We start from the raw sequence: 18,457 nt of genomic DNA, 5'->3' as shown, positions 1-18,457 counted from the left end.
TGTAAGAAGGCCTGGTGATGGAGCTGCCGGCTGAGGCCGCCCCACCGGCCCCGTGCTACCGGGGCCAAAACAAAAAAACGCCGCCACCGGGTTCGCAAGGGCAAACCGGGTGTGCGACGTCTTTGTCGTGAAGGGGCAACCGCCGTTGGTTACCTGTGGTGATTACTTAGCAAGTCCTGCGCCAACATGCTGGCCGTAGTGTGCTCAGCCGAGCAGTTCACTCATGGCGATGATCTGCTCCGCCACCTGGATCAGTTTCTGCTGGCGGCTCATGGCCTGGCGGCGCATCAGGGTGTAGGCCTCTTCCTCATTGCAGGCCTTCATTTTCATCAGCATGCCCTTGGCCAACTCGATGCGCTTGCGCTCGGCCAACTGCTGGTCACGGGCCTGGAGCTGGGCGCGCAAGGCTTGGTCGCTCTCGAAGCGAGCCATGGCCACGTCGAGGATCGGTTGCAGGCGCTGCGCCTGAATGCCTTCGACGATGTAGGCGCTGACCCCCGACTTGATCGCCTGGCGCATCACGTCGGGGTCGTGCTCGTCGGTAAACATCACGATGGGCCGGGGCTGGTCGCGGCTGACCAGCACCACTTGCTCCATCACATCGCGGCCCGGTGACTCGGTATCGATCAGGATGACGTCCGGGCGCACCGTTTCGACGCGCGCAGGCAGGTCGATGGTCAGGCCGGATTCATCGATCACTTCAAAACCAGCCTCGATCAGCGCTGTCCTCAGGCGGCCGACTTTGCGTGGCGTGTCGTTGATCAACAGGATTCGCAGCATGGAAATCCTCCTGTCAGCGCAAGGCTTGGCGGCTGGTAGGGTCCGCCATGGCATGCAGGCGGAAGCTGCGCGCGTAGCCGGCGGGATCCGAGCCGTCCCAGATCTTGCCGTCGATCAGTTGACTGCTGCGCATGTCCTGGCCGTTGTCGCCGAGGCCCAGTGCCTCGGCGGCCTGACGATACAGCGCCAGCTGTTGCACTTGGCGCGCCACGCCCAAGTAGTCAGGGTCTTCGCGCAGCAGGCCCCAGCGTCGAAACTGGGTCATGAACCACATGCCATCGCAGAGGTAGGGCAGGTTGACCTCGCCATCGGCAAAAAAACGCAGGGCGTGGGGGTCCTGCCATTGGTTGCCCAGGCCGTCGTCATAGGCGCCCAGCAAGCGCGGCTCGATGCAGTCGAGCGGGGCATCGAGGTACTCGCGGCCACTGAGCAGTTGTGCGGTGGAGCGACGGTTTTCGGTGTTTTGCTCGATAAAGCGGCTGGCCTCCAGGATCGCCATCACCAGCACGCGGGCGGTGTTGGGGTACTGGTCGACAAATGCCTGGGTGCAGCCGAGCACCTTTTCCGGATGGTTCGGCCAGATCGCCTGGCTGGTCGCCAGGGTAAAGCCCTGGTTTTGCTTGACGGCACTGGCGCACCAGGGCTCGCCGACGCAAAAGCCATCGATACGCCCGGCCTGCAGGTGCGCGAGCATTTGCGGGGGTGGTACCACGACGCTGTCCACATCCTGTAGCGGATGAATGCCTTGGCTCGCCAGCCAGTAGTACAACCACATGGCGTGAGTGCCTGTGGGAAAGGTCTGGGCGAAAGTCAGTTTTGTTCGGCTTTGGTGCACATGACGGTCCAGCGCCTCAGGAGTGACCACGCCCTGCTGTTGCAGGCTGCGGGACAGGTTGATGCTTTGGCCGTTCTGGTTCAGCCCCATCAAGACTGCCATGTCGGTAGGTGCGACGCCGCCGATGCCCAGGTGCACGGCATAGACCAGCCCGTACAGGCTGTGGGCGGCGTCCAGCTCGCCGCTGACCAGTTTGTCCCGCAGGTTGGCCCATGAAGATTGGCGCTTGAGGTTGAGGGTCAAGCCATAAGGCTGTGCGAAACCCTGGGTCGCCGCCACCACCAGGGATGCGCAATCGCTCAAGGCCATGAAGCCCAGGTCAAGGCTGCTCTTTTCCGGGGCATCACTGCCGTTGACCCAGGCCAGCGGGTCGTTCGTCGGGCTGTTGCCAACCGAATCGTTCATCAACACCTACCTTTTCTTTCACAAAAAAGCGTCGTTCCCTCAGATGGCGATGCAAGGCCATTGCGGGTAACGACGCCTTTGTCCGTAAGCCCGCTCCGCCGTTGGTGCGCGCCTTGATACAGAGTCCGTAGCAAGGCACATGCCACGGGCCGATGGGCGCCGCCAGCCGTCAACTTTTCATCAAGATTGAAACTCGGCTGCCTCTCAGTATGGCCGCTTCTTACTGCCAGGCCGCCCAGGAAATCCCAGGTGTACGCTCACTTTTCCGTAACCACTCCCTGTCTCTGGCTGCTGCTTGCCGCGCTGATGCTGGGAAGTGCCGGTGCCCGGGGCGAAATCTACCAGGCGCAGGACGAGAGCCTGCATACCGTCTTTACCGCCTTGTCCGTGCCCATGGGCCTGCCCATCGTCGTGAGCGGTGAAGTGGCGCGCATACGCATCAGCGAGGTCATTGACCTCGCTATGCCGCTGCACGCCCTGGAGACGCTTGCGTTGCAGTACGGCTTGATCTGGTACAGCGATGGCCAGGCGCTCTATCTCTACAACGCCAGCGAGGCAAAACGTTCGGCAGTGGTGCTGAGGCATATATCTGTCGAGCGGTTTCGTGGCCTCATGCGCCGTTGGGGGCTTGATGAGACGCGCTACCCCCTGCGCGTGAGCGGGGCACGCACATTCGATGTGTCCGGCCCACCTCATTATGTCGACCACGTTTTGCGCCTTGCCCAATTGATGGATCGCGAGCGTGCTGAGTTACAAGTAGGTAACCAGGCGTTTGCTGTCGTTCAGGTACTCAACACCCACGTGGCAGACCGCGGCTATGCCATGGGTGACGAAAAGGTCACGGTGCCGGGAATCGCGTCGACGATCGAAACCCTGTTGGGTTCCGAACAGAAGGGACCGCTGGCCGACAAGAACCTGGTGGTGATCGCATACCCGGATACCAATAGCCTGCTGATCAAGGGTAAACCTGCGCAGTTGGGGTTCATCGAGCGCCTGGTGGCGGAGTTGGACACGCCCAAGCGTTCTATCGAAGTCTCGCTCTGGATGGTGGATGTGGACCGTAACGAGCTGAAAAAGCTGGGTTTTGACTGGGACAAGGATGGGAAGGCCCAGGCCACGCGCATTCTGGAGCCGATGGACGATAACCGCGTGATGGCGCAAATCGCCACGCTGGAGCGCCGGCGGCGAGCAAGGGTGATGACGTTGCCGGTGATTCTCACCCAGGAGAATGTGCCGGCCGTGTTCCAGGATAACCACACCTTCTACCTGCCTGCTCCCGGAGCCGACCATGCTGATTGGAAGCCCGTGCAATACGGCTCCCAGGTCAGCGTACTGCCGCGTTTTGCCGAAGCGAACCAGATCGAGATGCTGCTCCATGTCGAGGATGGTCGACAATTGAGCCAGGCGGGGCGGCGCGGCAAACCGACCGCGGTCGGACGGGTGAGTGCCAGCAGTGTGGTGAGGGTCGCGCAGGGCAAGCGCCTGTGGCTGGGAGCGTTCAGCCGTGAGGCGCATGAGCCGGGACGCAGCACCGCTCCAGCCGGCCCGGCCAAGGTTCGCCTGTTTGTGATTCAGGCCCGGGCCGCGGGTAGCGAGTTGAAGGCGTTGGCCACAGGCGTGGGCGCACCACCGTTGAGTGCGGCGCAATACGAGCGCGTGCAACGTGCGTTTGTACGCCCGGGTCGCGATAGCTCTCCGTGAATAAGGTGTTGACCCATGCATTTGGAAATTCTTCTACAGGAACAACTGATCAGCCGCAGGCGCCTGGCAGCTTTTGCTGCTGGAAAGGTGCTGCCATTGTCGCCGGGCATCATCCACTGCGTGGAAGTTCGGGTTAATGGCCGGTTGCTCGCATTGGGCGAGTTGGTGCAACTGGAGGATCGGTTGGGTGTTGAGTTGCACGAGGTCTATAAATGGGGGAGCGCCTGACGTATGTGGGTGAAGTGTCTTACAGGGTGTTGCTAAAAAGCGTCGGCTGTATGGGTTTTTTCCTAGCGTGGGCTGCAAGGTGGTTTTTTATAGTCGTGATGTGGGCACAAGAGCCAGTACTGGAAAATAAGGACTTCAATGTCAGTAGTCGGATGTCGAGGTAGATATGGCCGTCGTGAATGATGAGTTGACGACGACGTCCCTGCTCTTTTCCCAGTGGACGCTGCATGGCGATGGTCGCCTGACCGGCGACGGCAGCGACGTCCAGTTGCCACCCAAGGAGCTGCATGTTTTGCGGCTGTTGTTGGTCTCTGGCGGTGCACTGATGACCAAGGATCGTTTGCTGGAGTTGGCCTGGCCCCAGGGGGAGGTCGCCGAGGAGTCGCTGACCCGTTGCATTTATTCGCTGCGCAAGCATCTTGGCGCTGACAAAGGCTTTATCAAGACCATTTATGGTCGCGGGTATCGCTTTACATGCCCTGTGAAGGCTGCGCGGCAGGGGCCCGGGCCTATGGATACCGTGCCGCATGTGTGTTCGGCCTGTGGCCAAGTCAGTCATGGCTGAGTTCTGGCGCCGGCTGCTGTGGCTTGGCCTGGTGACGAGCGGCAATCAGGCACTGGCCTATTGCTGGGAGGAAACCGCCCATCGCTACGATATCGAGCCGGAGTTGCTACAGGCTATCGCCGCCGTGGAGTCGGATTTTCGCCCGGATGCGATGAACTACGCCAACGGTAACGGCACACGGGATATCGGCCTGATGCAGATCAACAGTATCCATTTGCCTCGCCTGCTCAAGCTGGGTATCACCGAGGAAAGGCTGTTGAGTGAGCCCTGCCTGTCGGTGGAAGTCGGGGCGTCCATACTGGCCGAGTTTATCCAGCGTTTTGGCTACAACTGGACGGCGGTGGGGTCCTACAATGTCGGGCCCGGCTCCGGCCCTGAGCGCGACGCGTTGCGCATGCGCTATGCAGAAAAAATCTGGGCACGTTATGAGGCCCTGGTACAGCAACGCTACTGACGTTTGGGCGGCGCGCCTCGCGTGCACCCCGCCACCCCGCTATAATCGCCGCCACCTTTCGCCGCCATCCGAGTCTAGCCCGCCCATGTATACCCTGGCCCGCCAGCTGTTGTTCAAACTCTCCCCGGAAACCTCCCACGATCTGTCCCTGGACCTGATCGGCGCCGGTGGCCGCCTGGGGCTCAATGGCCTGGTATGCAAGGCACCGGCGAAAATGCCGGTGTCGGTGATGGGGCTCGACTTCCCCAACCCGGTCGGACTGGCCGCCGGCCTGGACAAGAACGGTGCGGCCATCGATGGCTTCGCGCAGTTGGGTTTCGGTTTTGTGGAGATCGGCACCGTGACGCCACGACCGCAACCGGGTAACCCAAAGCCGCGTATCTTTCGCCTGCCGGAAGCCGAGGCGATCATCAATCGCATGGGGTTCAACAACCTGGGCGTCGATCATCTGCTGTCGCGTGTCGAGGCCGCAAAGTACAAGGGCATCCTCGGCATCAATATCGGCAAGAACTTCGACACGCCGGTCGAGCGCGCAGTGGATGACTACCTGATCTGCCTGGACAAGGTCTACGCCCACGCCAGCTATGTCACCGTCAACGTCAGCTCGCCCAACACCCCGGGCCTGCGCAGCCTGCAGTTCGGCGATTCGCTCAAGCAACTGCTCGAAGCCCTGCGCCAACGCCAGGAAGACCTGGCCGTGCGCCATGGCAAGCGCGTGCCGCTGGCAATCAAGATCGCCCCGGACATGAGTGACGAAGAAACCGTGCTGGTGGCCCAGGCACTGATGGATGCGGGCATGGATGCGGTCATCGCGACCAACACCACCCTCAGCCGTGTCGGCGTCGAAGGGTTGGCCCATGGCGATGAAGCGGGCGGCCTGTCGGGGGCGCCAGTGCGTGACAAGAGCACCCATATCGTCAAGGTGCTGGCCGCTGAGCTGGCCGGGCGTTTGCCGATCATCGCGGTGGGCGGCATTACCGAAGGCAAGCATGCCGCCGAGAAAATCGCTGCGGGCGCCAGCCTGGTGCAGTTGTACTCTGGTTTTATTTATAAGGGCCCGGCGTTGATCCGCCAGTCAGTGGATGCGATTGCGGCCTTGCGCGTGTAGGAGCGAGCTTGCTCGCGAAGAACGTCAACGATAGCGCGGCGCATCTGGTTTAACGCGGCGCCCTCGGGTTCTTCGCGAGCAATCTCGCTCCTGCGGTAGTCCTCATTATGCTCAGGCCAATAAAAAGGGCTCCTTAAGAGGAGCCCCTGGGCCGAAGCCCGCCGCCTGGATAGGGCGTGCGTGGTTAAGTCGCTACATATTCGAGGTGGTGTCGGAATTAAATGCCCTTGATTAGCCGACGGCGTGAAGTTCGTTGAGTCTGTGGATTCCCGCAGTGCCAGTCATACCGTCCCAGTTGTCGCCGCGTCCTTCTCGCCAGCCGTTGATCCAGGCTTGGCGTACCGACGGTAGAGTAAATGGGCAAAGCTCACGGGATTTGCCATGAACGCCATATTGATATCCGCGTAAAAATGCTCTTTCCAACGGATCACGCTTAAGTCTTCTCATAGGGTGTTTCCCTCACTTGTTGACTGTCTTGATATCCTTCGGCCTCGTCTGAGGCCGGGCAGAGTTTTTCTGCCGTTGGTGGGCTCGCTGCCGGCGTGGCGAGCCTATGTGTCGGCGTCGTTGCGGCGCCAACCTGTGTTGAGTTCTAACCAATAGGTCACATGGATTCAATGATCGTTTTGTCATAAGCACGTAACGATAACGATGCTATAGCCATAAGCTGGGATGGCTTTTCGCCCCATTTGTCGGGCAAAGCCAGCTATGATGCACCCTGCAAAGAGGACGGGTTTAATCCTTTAGTGAGAATGCCCGCTGGTTGCAGTCGGTTATTATTCGACGAAGGGTCGGAATATTTCTTTTTGTTGCGTCAAATTCTCTCTCTGCCCCGTCAATAAAGGCTCCAAGGCCCGTCAGACGGGGTGGAACGGCACATTCGTGCCACGCGGGCACTCTTCAAGAAAAGTGCTTGATTGAAAACCGAGCCGGCGATGCGTCGCCCGTTCACTTATTGCTGAAAAGCCTGGAATGCCCCATGTCGGACCGTTTTGAACTCTTCCTCACCTGCCCCAAGGGCCTCGAAGGCCTGCTGATCGAGGAAGCCGTCGGGCTTGGCCTTGAGGACGCCCGCGAGCACACCTCGGCCGTGCGCGGCATGGCCGACATGGAAACCGCTTATCGCCTGTGCCTCTGGTCGCGCCTGGCCAACCGTGTGTTGCTGGTGCTCAAGCGTTTCCCGATGAAGGACGCCGAAGACCTCTACCACGGTGTGCTGGATATTGAATGGGCCGATCACATGGTCTCCGACGGTACCCTGGCGGTGGAATTCAGCGGTCACGGCTCAGGCATCGACAACACCCACTTCGGTGCGCTGAAGGTCAAGGATGCGATCGTCGACAAGCTGCGCACCCCGACCGGCGAACGCCCGTCCATCGACAAGATCAACCCGGACCTGCGCATCCACCTGCGCCTGGACCGTGGCGAAGCCATCCTGTCCCTCGACCTGTCCGGCCACAGCCTGCACCAGCGCGGCTACCGCCTGCAGCAGGGCGCCGCGCCGTTGAAGGAAAACCTCGCGGCGGCGATCCTGATTCGTGCCGGCTGGCCGCGCATTGCTGCCGAAGGCGGCGCGCTGACTGACCCGATGTGCGGCGTGGGCACCTTCCTGGTGGAAGGCGCGATGATTGCCACCGACATGGCACCTAACCTCAATCGCGAATTGTGGGGCTTCACCACCTGGCTCGGTCACGTCCCGGCGCTGTGGAAAAAACTCCACGCCGAAGCTACTGAACGCGCGGCCATCGGCATGAACAAGCCGCCGTTGTGGGTGCGGGGCTACGAAGCCGACCCGCGCCTGATCCAGCCCGCCCGCAACAACATCGAGCGCGCCGGCCTGAGCCACTGGATCAAGGTGTACCAGGGCGAAGTCGGCACCTTCGAGCCGCGCCCGGACCAGAACCAGAAAGGCCTGGTGATCTGCAACCCGCCCTACGGCGAGCGCCTGGGTGACGAAGCCAGCCTGTTGTACCTCTACCAGAACCTCGGCGAGCGCCTGCGCCAGGCCTGCATGGGCTGGGAGGCGGCGGTGTTCACCGGCGCGCCGGACCTGGGCAAGCGCATGGGGATCCGCAGCCACAAGCAGTATTCGTTCTGGAACGGCGCATTGCCGTGCAAGTTGCTGCTGATCAAGGTCAACCCGGATCAGTTCGTCACCGGCGAGCGCCGTACCCCGGAACAGCGCCAGGCCGAACGTGAGCAGGCCGTTTACGACCAGGCTCCGGTCGAGCCGCAGGAGCGCCAGTACAACAAGAACGGCAACCCGATCAAGCCCGCCCCGGCCCCCGTGGTCGAGCAGGCGCGCCTGAGCGAAGGCGGGCAGATGTTCGCCAACCGCCTGCAAAAGAACCTCAAGCTGCTGGGCAAGTGGGCCAAGCGTGAAGGGGTGGATTGCTACCGCGTCTACGACGCCGATATGCCTGAATACTCCATGGCCATCGACCTGTACCACGACTGGGTCCACGTCCAGGAATACGCTGCGCCAAAATCCATCGACCCGGAAAAAGCCTCGGCCCGCATGTTCGACGCCCTGGCGGCCATTCCCCAGGCGCTGAACATCGACAAGAGCCGCGTGGTGGTCAAGCGTCGCGAGCGCCAGAGCGGTACCAAGCAATACGAGCGCCAGAGTGCCCAGGGCAAGTTCACCGAGGTCAGCGAAGGCGGCGTGAAGCTGCTGGTCAACCTCACCGACTACCTGGACACCGGTCTGTTCCTCGACCACCGTCCGATGCGCATGCGTATCCAAAAGGAAGCGGCCGGCAAGCGTTTCCTCAACCTGTATTGCTACACCGCCACCGCCAGTGTGCACGCAGCCAAGGGTGGCGCGCGTAGCACCACCAGTGTCGACCTGTCCAAGACCTACCTGGACTGGGCACGTCGCAACTTCTCGCTCAACGGTTTTTCCGACAAGAACCGCCTGGAGCAGGGCGATGTGATGGCCTGGCTGGAGGCCAGCCGCGATGAGTTCGACATGATCTTCATCGACCCGCCGACCTTCTCCAACTCCAAGCGCATGGAAGGCATCTTCGACGTCCAGCGCGACCACGTGCAGTTGCTCGACCTGGCCATGGCGCGCCTGGCACCGGGTGGCGTGCTGTACTTCTCGAACAACTTCCGCAAGTTCCAGCTGGAGGACAATCTCAGCGAACGCTATGCGGTCGAGGAAATCAGCGACAAGACCCTCGATCCGGATTTTGCGCGTAATGCGAAGATCCACCGGGCGTGGAAAATCACTGCTCGCTGATCGCCGCCACGAAAAAGCCGCAAGCCTGGACTATTCCGGGCTTGCGGCTTTTTTACGCTGGTCAAACCCTGGGCCGATGGCTATAACTTAAGGCCTAGCCAAAGTGACACCCCCCCGCACGCTGGCGTTGTGAGTGTTGCCTATGCCGTTGCAAGCCGTTCGCCCGAAAATCCTAGGCTTTATCAGTGAACAGGCGTCGGCTTGGCTGGTGGCGTTGGTGGTGTTATTGGCAGGTTTTGCGCTGACGGCCATCGTCGCCTGGGCGGCCTCCGACCTCTATCAGCAACAGGTTCGCCAGCGCTTTCAGTTGCTGGTCAACGAGCGTTACACCCGCTTGCAGGAACGCTTCGAGGATCAGGAACAACGCCTGAACAGCCTGCGGCGGTTCTTCGTCAATTCCGATGTTGTGTCCCGCGAGGAGTTCGACGGCTTTGCCCAGCCGTTACTGTTGCGCGCCCGCGCCTACGCCTGGGCACCCCGTGTGTTTCGCGAACAGCGCAGCCAGTTTGAACAAGAGGTGTCCCGCCTGCGTGGGGTACCCTTTGTTATCCGTGAACTTAATAGCGCCGGCGAACTGGCCCCGGCGCCCGAGCGTGATGAATACGTTCCGGTGCTCTACAGCCAGACTCAAAGCCTGCTGGGGTCGCCCTTGGGTTTTGATCTGTTGGCCCAGCCCCTGCGGCGCTCTACCCTTGAGCGGGCGCAAAAGAGCGGCAAGCTGGCGGTGTCCCAACCGATGCAGTTGGTGGGGGTCGAGCCGGCTTATGCCACGGGTGTATTACTGGTCGCGCCGGTGAGTCACCTGCCCACGTCCGAGCCGTCCCCAAATGAGCCATATGGTTACGTGATGGCGGTGATCAGCATGCGCCAGCTGGTCGCCGACGGTTTGCCCAAAGCGGAGCGGGACAACCTGGTGATGCAGATCGTCGACACCTCAGACCTGCAAAAGCGCGTGCTCTTCGAGTCCGGCAATACCGTGGCCAACAGTGACCTTGCTGGCGCACGTCGCCTGACCCTGGGCGATCATGTGTACGCCCTGAGCCTGCGCCCGAGCAAGGTGTTCGAGCAGGCCAACTATTCCTCGCTGTCCACGATCCTGACCATGGGTAGCCTACTCAGCCTGCTGCTCAGCGCCTTGCTCTATGTGCTGGTGAGCCAGCGCCAGCGTGCGTTGAAACTGGTGGAGCAACGCACTGTGCAGTTGCGCTTGCGTGAGCAGGAACTACGGGGTGCCCATGGCCAGTTGCGCAGCGTACTCAACGCCGCTACACAAGTGGCGATCATTGCCACTGACTTGCGCGGCGTGATCAACACCTTCAACGCCGGTGCCGAGCAGATGCTGGGGTACGAGGCCGACCAGGTGGTGGGTAAGCTGACCCTGGAAAGCCTGCACTTGGCGTTGGAGTTGGAGGCACGTTCCGCGAGCCTGAGCGTGACCTTGGGCAAGCGTATCCCGGCGAGCCAGGCGATGCTGGTGGAAAGCCCCGACAACCTGCACGAAGCCCGGGAGTGGACCTTGGTCCGCCAGGATGGCAGTCAGCTGATTGTGAATATGTTGGCCACCGTCTTGCTGGATGACCATGGTCTGTGGATCGGTCACCTCGCGATTTACCTGGACGTCACCGAGCAGAAACGCGCCTACGAGGCCCTGGCGGCGCGGGACCGCCTGCTCAAGAAACTCAGTGCCCACGTACCCGGGGGGATCTTCCAATTCACCCTGGAACCCCAGGATAACTGGCGCTTTATCTACGCCAGCGACGGCATGCGCGATATCTATGAAATCGAGGTCAGCGCGTTGCAGCGGGATGCGACGAAGGTCTTCGATCGAATCCACCCGCTGGACGCGGAGCGGGTGCGGGCCTCGATTCGCCTGTCGGCATTGCAGTTGAGCCACTGGCGCGAAGAGTACCGGGTGCAGTTGCCGCAACGGGGGTTGCGCTGGATTCGCGGCGAGGCCACCCCGGAAGAGTTACCGGGGGGCGGTACGCTGTGGCATGGCTATGTGTCGGACATTTCCGACTTGAAGCGGGTTGAAGAGGAACTGCGCGCGCTGTCCATCACAGATTCCCTGACCGGGATTCACAACCGTCGCTATTTCCAGGACCGCCTCAGGGCCGAGATGGCGAGGCTCAACCGGACCAGTGGGGCGCTGTCGGTGATCATGCTCGATATCGATCATTTCAAGCGTATCAACGACCAGCACGGGCATGCGGTTGGCGACGGGGTGTTGCAGGAGTTGTGCAGGCGCATCAGTCAGCGTCTGCGCCGCACCGACGTGTTCTGCCGCCTGGGGGGCGAGGAATTCATGGTGCTGTGCCCCAATACCGATGGCGAGCAGGCTTATGGCCTGGCCATGGAGTTGTGGCAATCCCTGCGTAACCTGCCGATGGAGCCTGTGGGCATCGTCACCGCCAGCTTTGGTGTGGCCAGCTGGCGGGTGGATGAAGGCATTGATGGCCTGTTGTTGCGTGCCGACTCGGCGGTGTACGTGGCCAAGCAGGCGGGCAGGGACCGGGTGGAGGCCGAGAGGGCGCGGGCCTGACGCTCGCTCCTATAGGACGGGAGCCGCCGCCGCCAGTTTTGGCTGGCGGTACAGATCCAGCAGCACCTGGTCCAGCACCGACGATGCGCCCCACGGCTTCGGATCGTTGAGGATCGCCACCACCGCCCAGGTGTTGCCATTGTTGTCGCGGCTGAACCCGGCAATGGCGCGCACGGTATTCAAGGTACCGGTCTTGACGTGGGCTTCGCCGCGCATGGCCGTGGTCTTCAGGCGTTTGCGCATGGTGCCGTCGGTGCCGGCGATCGGCATCGAGCTGATGTATTCCGCAGCGTAGGGGCTTTTCCAGGCGGCCTGCAGCATGGCGGCCATCTCGCGGGCGCTGACCCGCTCGGCACGGGACAGGCCCGAACCGTTCTCCATCACCAGGTGTGGCGCGGTGATGCCTTTCTTCGCCAGCCACTGGCGCACCACACGTTGCGCGGCCTTGGCATCGTCGCCGTCGGCATCGTTGCGAAACTGCGCGCCCAGGCTCAGGAACAACTGCTGGGCCATGGTGTTGTTACTGTATTTGTTGATGTCACGGATGATTTCCGCCAGGTCCGGCGAAAAGGCGCGGGCCAGGACCTTGGCATCCTTGGGCACCGGCGCCTGGATATCGCGGCCCTGGATGGTGCCGCCCAGTTCCTGCCAGATCGCCCGCACCGCACCGGCGGTGTAGGTGGCGTGGTCCAGCAACGACAGATAAGTCTGCGAGCTGCAGCCATCGGCCAATTGGCCGCTGACGGTGACCGTCATACTGCCATCGGCGCCTGTGACCGGGTTGTAGCGTACGTCGCCGGTGCACTGCTTGGCGTTGGAGGCCTTGACCTGGTTGTCGATGCGGATGCTGGCAATCGGCGGCTCGACCGAGACGAGCACGCGGCCCGAATCGTTACGGGTCACAAAGCGCAGGGCCTTGAGGTTGACCAGCAGGGCGTCGGGCTTGACCAGGAACGGTTTGTTCTCGTCGTTGCCGTCATCATTGAATTCCGGCAACTGCGGCTGGTTGAAGAAACTGCGGTCCAGCACCAGGTCGCCGGTGACTTGCTGCACGCCATTGGCCCGCAGGTCGCGCATCAGCAGCCAGAGTTTTTCCATATTCAGCTTGGGGTCGCCGCCGCCCTTGAGGTACAGGTTGCCGTGCAACACGCCACCGCTGAGGGTGCCGTCGGTGTAGAACTCGGTTTTCCACTGGTGGTTGGGGCCGAGCATTTCCAGGGCCGCATAGGTGGTGACCAGCTTCATGGTGGAAGCCGGGTTTACCGAGACGTCGGCGTTGAACACGGTGGGGGTGCCGGGGCCGTTCAGTGGGATCATCACCAGGGACAGCGCAGTGTTTTGCAGCTTGGCTTTGGCCAGTGCCTGCTGGACGTTGGCAGGCAAGGTATTGTTGATCGGGGCCGCGGAGGTGGAAAAGGCCAGTGGCAGGAGAAAACTGGCGAGTAGCAATGGACGCAAAGATTTGATCATAAGAAGTAAAACCCTACTGCTGAGGAGGGTGAAAAAGGCGAGGGGTAGATAGGAAAATTCCCTCAATGGTCATGAAAGTGTCGGCATTATGCCCCAAGGTGAAGGCACTTGTAGCTGAACGATAGCTGGTAATTGGCGTTTTTTTAACAGCAAACGGCCGCCTGTCCCAGAGAGTCGGGCAATCGTCGTCTTAAACTGCTAAAGTGCCGCCCGTTATTACTTATGAGGATTGTTCCAATGGCGACTAACCGTTCCCAGCGTCTGCGCAAAAAACTGTGCGTTGATGAATTTCAAGAGCTGGGTTTCGAACTGAACCTGGACTTCAAAGAAGGCCTGAGTGAAGAAGCTATCGACGCTTTCCTCGAAGCATTCATCAAAGAAGCCATGGAAGCCAACGGCCTGGGCTATGTCGGCGGCGACGACTACGGTCTGGTTTGCCTGCAGAAGCGTGGCTCGGTCTCCGAAGAGCAGCGTGCTGCCGTCGAAGCCTGGCTGAAAACCCGTTCCGAGCTGACCAAGGCTGAAGTCAGCCCGCTGCTGGACGTGTGGTATCCGGAAAAGCCGATCAACGCGGCTAAGTGATACTGAAAAAAACGGCGACCTGAGGGTCGCCGTTTTTTTATGCCTTGCGCCAATTCAGAATCAGCAGCGTCAACACCCCCGCCACAATCCCCCAGAACGCCGAGCCGATGGAAAACAACGTCAAGCCTGACGCGGTGACCATAAAGGTGATCAGCGCCGCTTCCCGTTCCTTCGGCTCATTCATGGCGATACTCAAGCCATTGATGATCGAGCCAAACAAGGCCAAGGCCGCAATCGACAGCACCAGTTCCTTGGGCAAGGCTGCGAACAGTGCCGCCAGTGTTGCGCCGAACACCCCGGCTATCCCGTAGAACACCCCGCACCATACGGCGGCGGTGTAGCGTTTATTACGGTCTTCATGGGCATGGGGGCCGGTGCAGATCGCTGCGCTGATCGCCGCCAGGTTGATGCCGTGGGAGCCAAAGGGCGCCAGCACCAGCGAGGCCAGGCCGGTGGCGGTGATCAGCGGCGAGGCCGCCACGTTATAGCCATCGGCCCGCAGTACGGCGACGCCGGGCATGTTCTGCGAGGTCATCGCCACCACGAACAACGGAATCCCGATACTGATGGTTGCCGCCAACGAGAAGTGCGGCGTCGTCCATACCGGCGTCGCCACTTCCAGGTGGAAACCGCTGAAGTCCAGCAAGCCCATCAGCCCCGACAGCAGGGTACCGATCATCAGGGCGGCCAGTACCGCGTAGCGTGGCGACAGACGCTTGATGATCAGGTAGGTGAAAAACATCCCCAGGACCAGGCCGGTGCGATGCTGCGCAGCGACGAAAATCTCGCTGCCGATCTTGAACAGGATCCCCGCCAGCAAGGCGGCCGCCAACGACGCAGGGATACGCTTGACCAGTTTTTCAAAGCTGCCGGTGAGCCCGCAGAGCGTCACCAGCACCGCGCAGGTGATGTAGGCGCCGATGGCCTCGCCGTAACTCACACCGCCCAGGCTGGTGATCAACAGCGCCGCGCCGGGGGTGGACCAGGCAATGGTGATCGGCGTGCGGTAGCGCAGGGACAGGCCGATGCTGCAGACCGCCATGCCGATGGAAATCGCCCAGATCCACGAAGAAATCTGCGCCGTGGTCAAGCCGGCCGCCTGGCCGGCCTGGAACATCAGCACCAGGGAGCTGGTATAGCCGGTCATCATGGCGATAAAGCCGGCGACAACGGCGGAGGCAGAAGTGTCGGCCAGCGGGCGCAAGGGCGCTTGGGTGGCGTCGGTCATGGAGAGGTGTTCCTTTTACCTGGGTGTTTGCCGGTGACGGCGCAGATTCAAGCCTAAACTCAAACGTAACGACTCATTGCAATACAGACGGCACCGCAAACAGCCGTACAGTGTGTTGGCGCAGTGGGTTGTGTACAATGTGCGCTGTTTTTAGGTGATACTTGCCAGCGACCCCGTGTTGCCGTATTACCTTAAAGTTGCCGTATTACCGTTAATTCGCCGCCGTTCTCCCTACCCGAGTGCCCATGAACGAACAGTTGCAACCTCTCAAGAAACAACCGCGAGCCGGCAAGGCCGGTCGCAGCGGAACCCAGGACGATATCGTCTACGCGCATATCTTCGAGGCGATCCTCGAGCAGCGCCTGGCACCCGGTACCAAATTGAGTGAAGAGGCACTGGGCGAAATCTTCGGCGTCAGCCGCACTATCATTCGCCGCGCGCTGTCGCGCCTGGCCCATGAAGGCGTGGTGTTGCTGCGGCCCAATCGTGGCGCGGTGGTGGCGAGCCCAAGCGTGGAAGAAGCACGCCAGGTGTTCCTGGCCCGGCGCCTGGTAGAGCGAGCGATCACCGAGCTGGCAGTGCAGCACGCCACCGCTGAGCAACTGGCCGAACTGCGCCAGATGGTCAACGACGAGCGCGACAGCTTCTCCCGCGGTGATCGCGGAGCGGGCATCCGCCTCTCCGGCGAATTCCACCTCAAGCTGGCCGAAGCCGCGAAAAACGCGCCGCTGATCAGCTTCCAGCGCAGCCTGGTGTCCCAGACCTCGTTGATCATCGCTCAGTACGAAAGCGGCAACCGCTCGCACTGTTCCTACGATGAGCACACCCAACTGATCGATGCGATCGAAGCACGGGACGCGGCGTTGGCGGTGAACTTGATGATGCATCACATGGATCATATCGACAGCAAGCTCAACCTCGACGAGGAAAGTGCGTCGGATGATTTGCATGCGGTGTTCTCGCATCTGTTGCAGACCAAGAAGCCGGGGCGTTCTTCAGTCAAGCTGTAAACCCGATTAAAAAATGTGGGAGGGGGCTTGCTCCCGATGGCAGAGTGTCAGTCACTGAATTAAGTGCCTGATCCACCGCTATCGGGAGCAAGCCCCCTCCCACATTTGTTTTGTGTCGTGGCGCAGATCAGCGTTGGTGCACGAGTTGGCCGGCAGCGTAGGTCTGCAACACCGTCCGATCATCCCCCAGGGTCATCAACACGAACAACGTCTCGGCAATGTTATTGGCCTGCTTCAAGCGATAGCTCAGCAGCGGCGTTGCGTTGTAGTCCAGCACCAGGAAGTCTGCATCGGTGCCCGGCTGCAACGTGCCGATCTTGTCTTCCAGGCGCAGCGCCCGCGCACCGCCCAGGGTGGCCAGGTATAGCGACTTGAAGGGGCTCAACCGCGCGCCCTGCAGTTGCATGACCTTGTAGGCTTCGTTCAAGGTTTGCAGCAGCGAGAAACTGGTGCCACCACCCACATCGGTGCCCAGGCCGACATTCAGCTTGTGTTTCTCGGCCATCGGCAGGTTGAACAGGCCGCTGCCGAGGAAGAGGTTCGAGGTCGGACAGAACGCCACCGCCGACCCCGTCTCCGCCAACCGTGCGCACTCGTCATCACACAGGTGCACGCCGTGGGCAAACACCGAGCGCTCGCCCAGCAGCTTGTAGTGGTCGTACACATCCAGATAGCCGTTGCGCTCCGGAAACAGCGCCTTCACCCACTCGACTTCCTGCTTGTTCTCACTGATGTGCGTCTGCATGTACAGGTCCGGGTACTCGCCCAGCAGTTGCCCGGCCAACGCCAATTGCTCCGGCGTGCTGGTCGGCGCAAAACGCGGGGTGACCGCGTAGTGCAGGCGGCCTTTGCCGTGCCAGCGTTCGATCAGTGCCTTGCTTTGCTGGTAGCCGGATTCGGCGGTGTCGGTGAGGTAGTCCGGGGCGTTGCGATCCATCATCACCTTGCCGGCGATCATGCGCAGGTCGAGTTTTTCCGCCGCCTCAAAGAATGCGTTCACCGACTGCGGATGCACACTGCCGAACACCAGTGCGGTGGTGGTGCCGTTGCGCAGCAGTTCCTTGATAAAAATGCCTGCGACTTCTTCGGCGTGGGCCTTGTCGGCGAACTGGCTTTCGCACGGGAAGGTGTAGGTGTTGAGCCAGTCCAGCAACTGCTCGCCATACGCGCCGACCATGCCGGTCTGCGGCAGGTGGATATGGGTGTCGATCAGGCCGGGGATGATCAGCGCATCTTGGTAATGGGTGATGTCGATGTCGGCAGGCAAGCTCGGCAGCAGGTCGCCGGCATGGCCCACGGCGCTGATCCGGCCGTTTTCGATCACCAGCAGGCCGTCTTCGAAATACTCGTAGGAGGCTTCGATCCCAACTTCAGCGGGGTCGGCGATGCTGTGCAGGAGGGCGGCACGGTAGGCTTTGCGAGTCAAAGGCATGGTCGTCTCAATTGATAGCTTGGCTGCGGCGCGAGGCCGGCAGCAATTTGGCAATGGGTTCGGCGCTCGCGGTGTGCTGGCCGAAATTGGCGTTATAAGTGGCGATGATTTCGCCGGCGATGGAGATGGCAATCTCCACCGGCAACTTGCCCTTCACCTCGCTGAGGCCCATGGGGCAACGCATGCGTTGCAACTGCGCGGCGTCGAAGCCGCGATCGCGCAGGCGGTGTTCGAACTTGACGCGTTTGGTCTTGGAGCCGATCAGGCCGAAGTAGGCGAAGTCATTGCGCTTGAGCAGGGCGGCGGTGAGTTCCAGATCCAGCGCGTGATTGTGGGTCATGACGATGCAGTAACTGCCCACCGGCAGGTCGGCAATTTCGTCCACCGGCTCTTCGCTGATGATTTTACGCACGCCCTGGGGGATATGTTCCGGAAACTCCTGCTCGCGGGAATCGATCCAGCGCACCCGGCACGGCAGGCTCGCCAGCAACGGCACCAGCGCGCGACCGACATGGCCGGCGCCGAACACCGCGATCTGCGCCTGCACCTGGCCCATGGGTTCGAACAGCAGCACGGTGACGCCCCCGCAGCACTGGCCCAGGCTGGCGCCGAGGCTGAAGCGCTCCAGATGGGTGTTCTGCTGGCCGCGCACGAGCATGTCGCGGGCGATCTGCATGGCCTTGTATTCCAGGTGCCCGCCGCCGATGGTGTCGAAGGTCTGCGCGGCACTGATCACCATCTTCGAACCGGCATTGCGCGGCGTGGAGCCGAGCTCTTCGATGATGGTCACCAGTACGCAGGGTTCACCCTGGTTCTGCAGGTCGGCGAGGGCGCTGATCCAGTTGTTCATAGTCACCTCTTGTGGTGTCTGTC

The 18,457-nt window shown here is 61.4% G+C and carries 16 protein-coding genes; 9 read left to right on the top strand and 7 right to left on the bottom strand.

Annotated elements, in window-relative coordinates; translation table 11 throughout:
- Nucleotides 1-204: 204 nt before the first annotated feature.
- Both BLQ09_RS03720 and BLQ09_RS03715 read right to left on the bottom strand, forming a co-directional pair.
- On the bottom strand, nt 205-780 hold the full coding sequence (locus tag BLQ09_RS03720) for an ANTAR domain-containing response regulator (RefSeq protein WP_027603690.1): 576 nt from the start codon (nt 778-780) through the stop codon (nt 205-207).
- 13 nt (nt 781-793) lie between these two features.
- Nucleotides 794-2,020, bottom strand: a complete 1,227-nt coding sequence (locus BLQ09_RS03715) for a CmpA/NrtA family ABC transporter substrate-binding protein (protein ID WP_027603691.1) — start codon at nt 2,018-2,020, stop codon at nt 794-796.
- Between the two features lie 306 nt (nt 2,021-2,326).
- Here BLQ09_RS03715 and sctC point away from each other — a divergent pair, with 306 nt between their 5' ends.
- The 5 genes from sctC to BLQ09_RS03685 all read left to right on the top strand — a co-directional run bounded on the left by sctC (nt 2,327) and on the right by BLQ09_RS03685 (nt 6,076).
- Entirely contained in the window at nt 2,327-3,721 is a 1,395-nt protein-coding gene (gene sctC, locus BLQ09_RS03710) for a type III secretion system outer membrane ring subunit SctC (RefSeq protein ID WP_092355487.1), read from the top strand.
- A gap of 15 nt (nt 3,722-3,736) precedes the next feature.
- Nucleotides 3,737-3,949, top strand: a complete 213-nt coding sequence (locus tag BLQ09_RS03705) for a FliM/FliN family flagellar motor switch protein (RefSeq protein WP_027603693.1) — start codon at nt 3,737-3,739, stop codon at nt 3,947-3,949.
- A 166-nt stretch (nt 3,950-4,115) separates the two neighbouring features.
- Nucleotides 4,116-4,514 carry a winged helix-turn-helix domain-containing protein gene (locus tag BLQ09_RS03695; RefSeq protein WP_027603695.1) on the top strand — a complete coding sequence of 133 codons (399 nt, stop codon included), beginning with the start codon at nt 4,116-4,118 and terminating at the stop codon, nt 4,512-4,514.
- A complete protein-coding gene (locus BLQ09_RS03690; protein ID WP_027603696.1) occupies nt 4,507-4,968 on the top strand; it encodes a transglycosylase SLT domain-containing protein in 462 nt (153 codons plus the stop codon). The genes BLQ09_RS03695 and BLQ09_RS03690 overlap by 8 nt, the downstream gene beginning before the upstream one ends.
- Nucleotides 4,969-5,053: 85 nt before the next feature.
- Nucleotides 5,054-6,076, top strand: a complete 1,023-nt coding sequence (locus BLQ09_RS03685) for a quinone-dependent dihydroorotate dehydrogenase (protein ID WP_027603697.1) — start codon at nt 5,054-5,056, stop codon at nt 6,074-6,076.
- A 231-nt stretch (nt 6,077-6,307) separates the two neighbouring features.
- Here the strand turns inward: BLQ09_RS03685 and rmf are convergent, their stop codons facing one another.
- Nucleotides 6,308-6,523, bottom strand: coding sequence for a ribosome modulation factor (gene rmf, locus BLQ09_RS03680; protein WP_002553055.1), 216 nt, complete (start codon nt 6,521-6,523; stop codon nt 6,308-6,310).
- A gap of 532 nt (nt 6,524-7,055) precedes the next feature.
- Here rmf and rlmKL point away from each other — a divergent pair.
- On the top strand, nt 7,056-9,320 hold the full coding sequence (rlmKL, locus tag BLQ09_RS03675) for a bifunctional 23S rRNA (guanine(2069)-N(7))-methyltransferase RlmK/23S rRNA (guanine(2445)-N(2))-methyltransferase RlmL (protein ID WP_092355404.1): 2,265 nt from the start codon (nt 7,056-7,058) through the stop codon (nt 9,318-9,320).
- Nucleotides 9,321-9,462: 142 nt separating this feature from the next.
- Complete coding sequence (locus BLQ09_RS03670; RefSeq protein ID WP_092355401.1) at nt 9,463-11,862, top strand: sensor domain-containing diguanylate cyclase; 2,400 nt, start codon at nt 9,463-9,465, stop codon at nt 11,860-11,862.
- A 9-nt stretch (nt 11,863-11,871) separates the two neighbouring features.
- Here BLQ09_RS03670 and dacB read toward each other — a convergent pair whose 3' ends face one another.
- A complete protein-coding gene (gene dacB, locus BLQ09_RS03665) occupies nt 11,872-13,332 on the bottom strand; it encodes a D-alanyl-D-alanine carboxypeptidase/D-alanyl-D-alanine endopeptidase (protein WP_027603700.1) in 1,461 nt (486 codons plus the stop codon).
- A 237-nt stretch (nt 13,333-13,569) separates the two neighbouring features.
- Here dacB and BLQ09_RS03660 point away from each other — a divergent pair, with 237 nt between their 5' ends.
- Nucleotides 13,570-13,914, top strand: a complete 345-nt coding sequence (locus BLQ09_RS03660; RefSeq protein ID WP_010208515.1) for a YggL family protein — start codon at nt 13,570-13,572, stop codon at nt 13,912-13,914.
- A 37-nt stretch (nt 13,915-13,951) separates the two neighbouring features.
- Here the strand turns inward: BLQ09_RS03660 and BLQ09_RS03655 are convergent, their stop codons facing one another.
- A complete protein-coding gene (locus BLQ09_RS03655) occupies nt 13,952-15,142 on the bottom strand; it encodes a benzoate/H(+) symporter BenE family transporter (protein WP_027603701.1) in 1,191 nt (396 codons plus the stop codon).
- 245 nt (nt 15,143-15,387) lie between these two features.
- Here BLQ09_RS03655 and BLQ09_RS03650 point away from each other — a divergent pair, with 245 nt between their 5' ends.
- A complete protein-coding gene (locus BLQ09_RS03650) occupies nt 15,388-16,152 on the top strand; it encodes a GntR family transcriptional regulator (protein ID WP_003175499.1) in 765 nt (254 codons plus the stop codon).
- Between the two features lie 127 nt (nt 16,153-16,279).
- Here the strand turns inward: BLQ09_RS03650 and guaD are convergent, their stop codons facing one another.
- Nucleotides 16,280-17,584, bottom strand: coding sequence for a guanine deaminase (gene guaD, locus BLQ09_RS03645; RefSeq protein WP_027603702.1), 1,305 nt, complete (start codon nt 17,582-17,584; stop codon nt 16,280-16,282).
- A 7-nt stretch (nt 17,585-17,591) separates the two neighbouring features.
- Nucleotides 17,592-18,434 (bottom strand): xanthine dehydrogenase accessory protein XdhC, encoded by an 843-nt coding sequence (gene xdhC, locus BLQ09_RS03640; protein ID WP_027603703.1) that lies wholly within the window; start codon nt 18,432-18,434, stop codon nt 17,592-17,594.
- Between the last annotated feature and the right edge of the window lie 23 nt (nt 18,435-18,457).

The sequence above is a fragment of the Pseudomonas sp. NFACC25 genome (genome assembly GCF_900100935.1).
In the GTDB taxonomy this organism is placed as follows: Bacteria; Pseudomonadota; Gammaproteobacteria; order Pseudomonadales; family Pseudomonadaceae; genus Aquipseudomonas; species Aquipseudomonas marginalis.
Note: the sequence above shows the minus strand (reverse complement) of the source record. Positions and strands in the feature narration are given on the sequence as shown.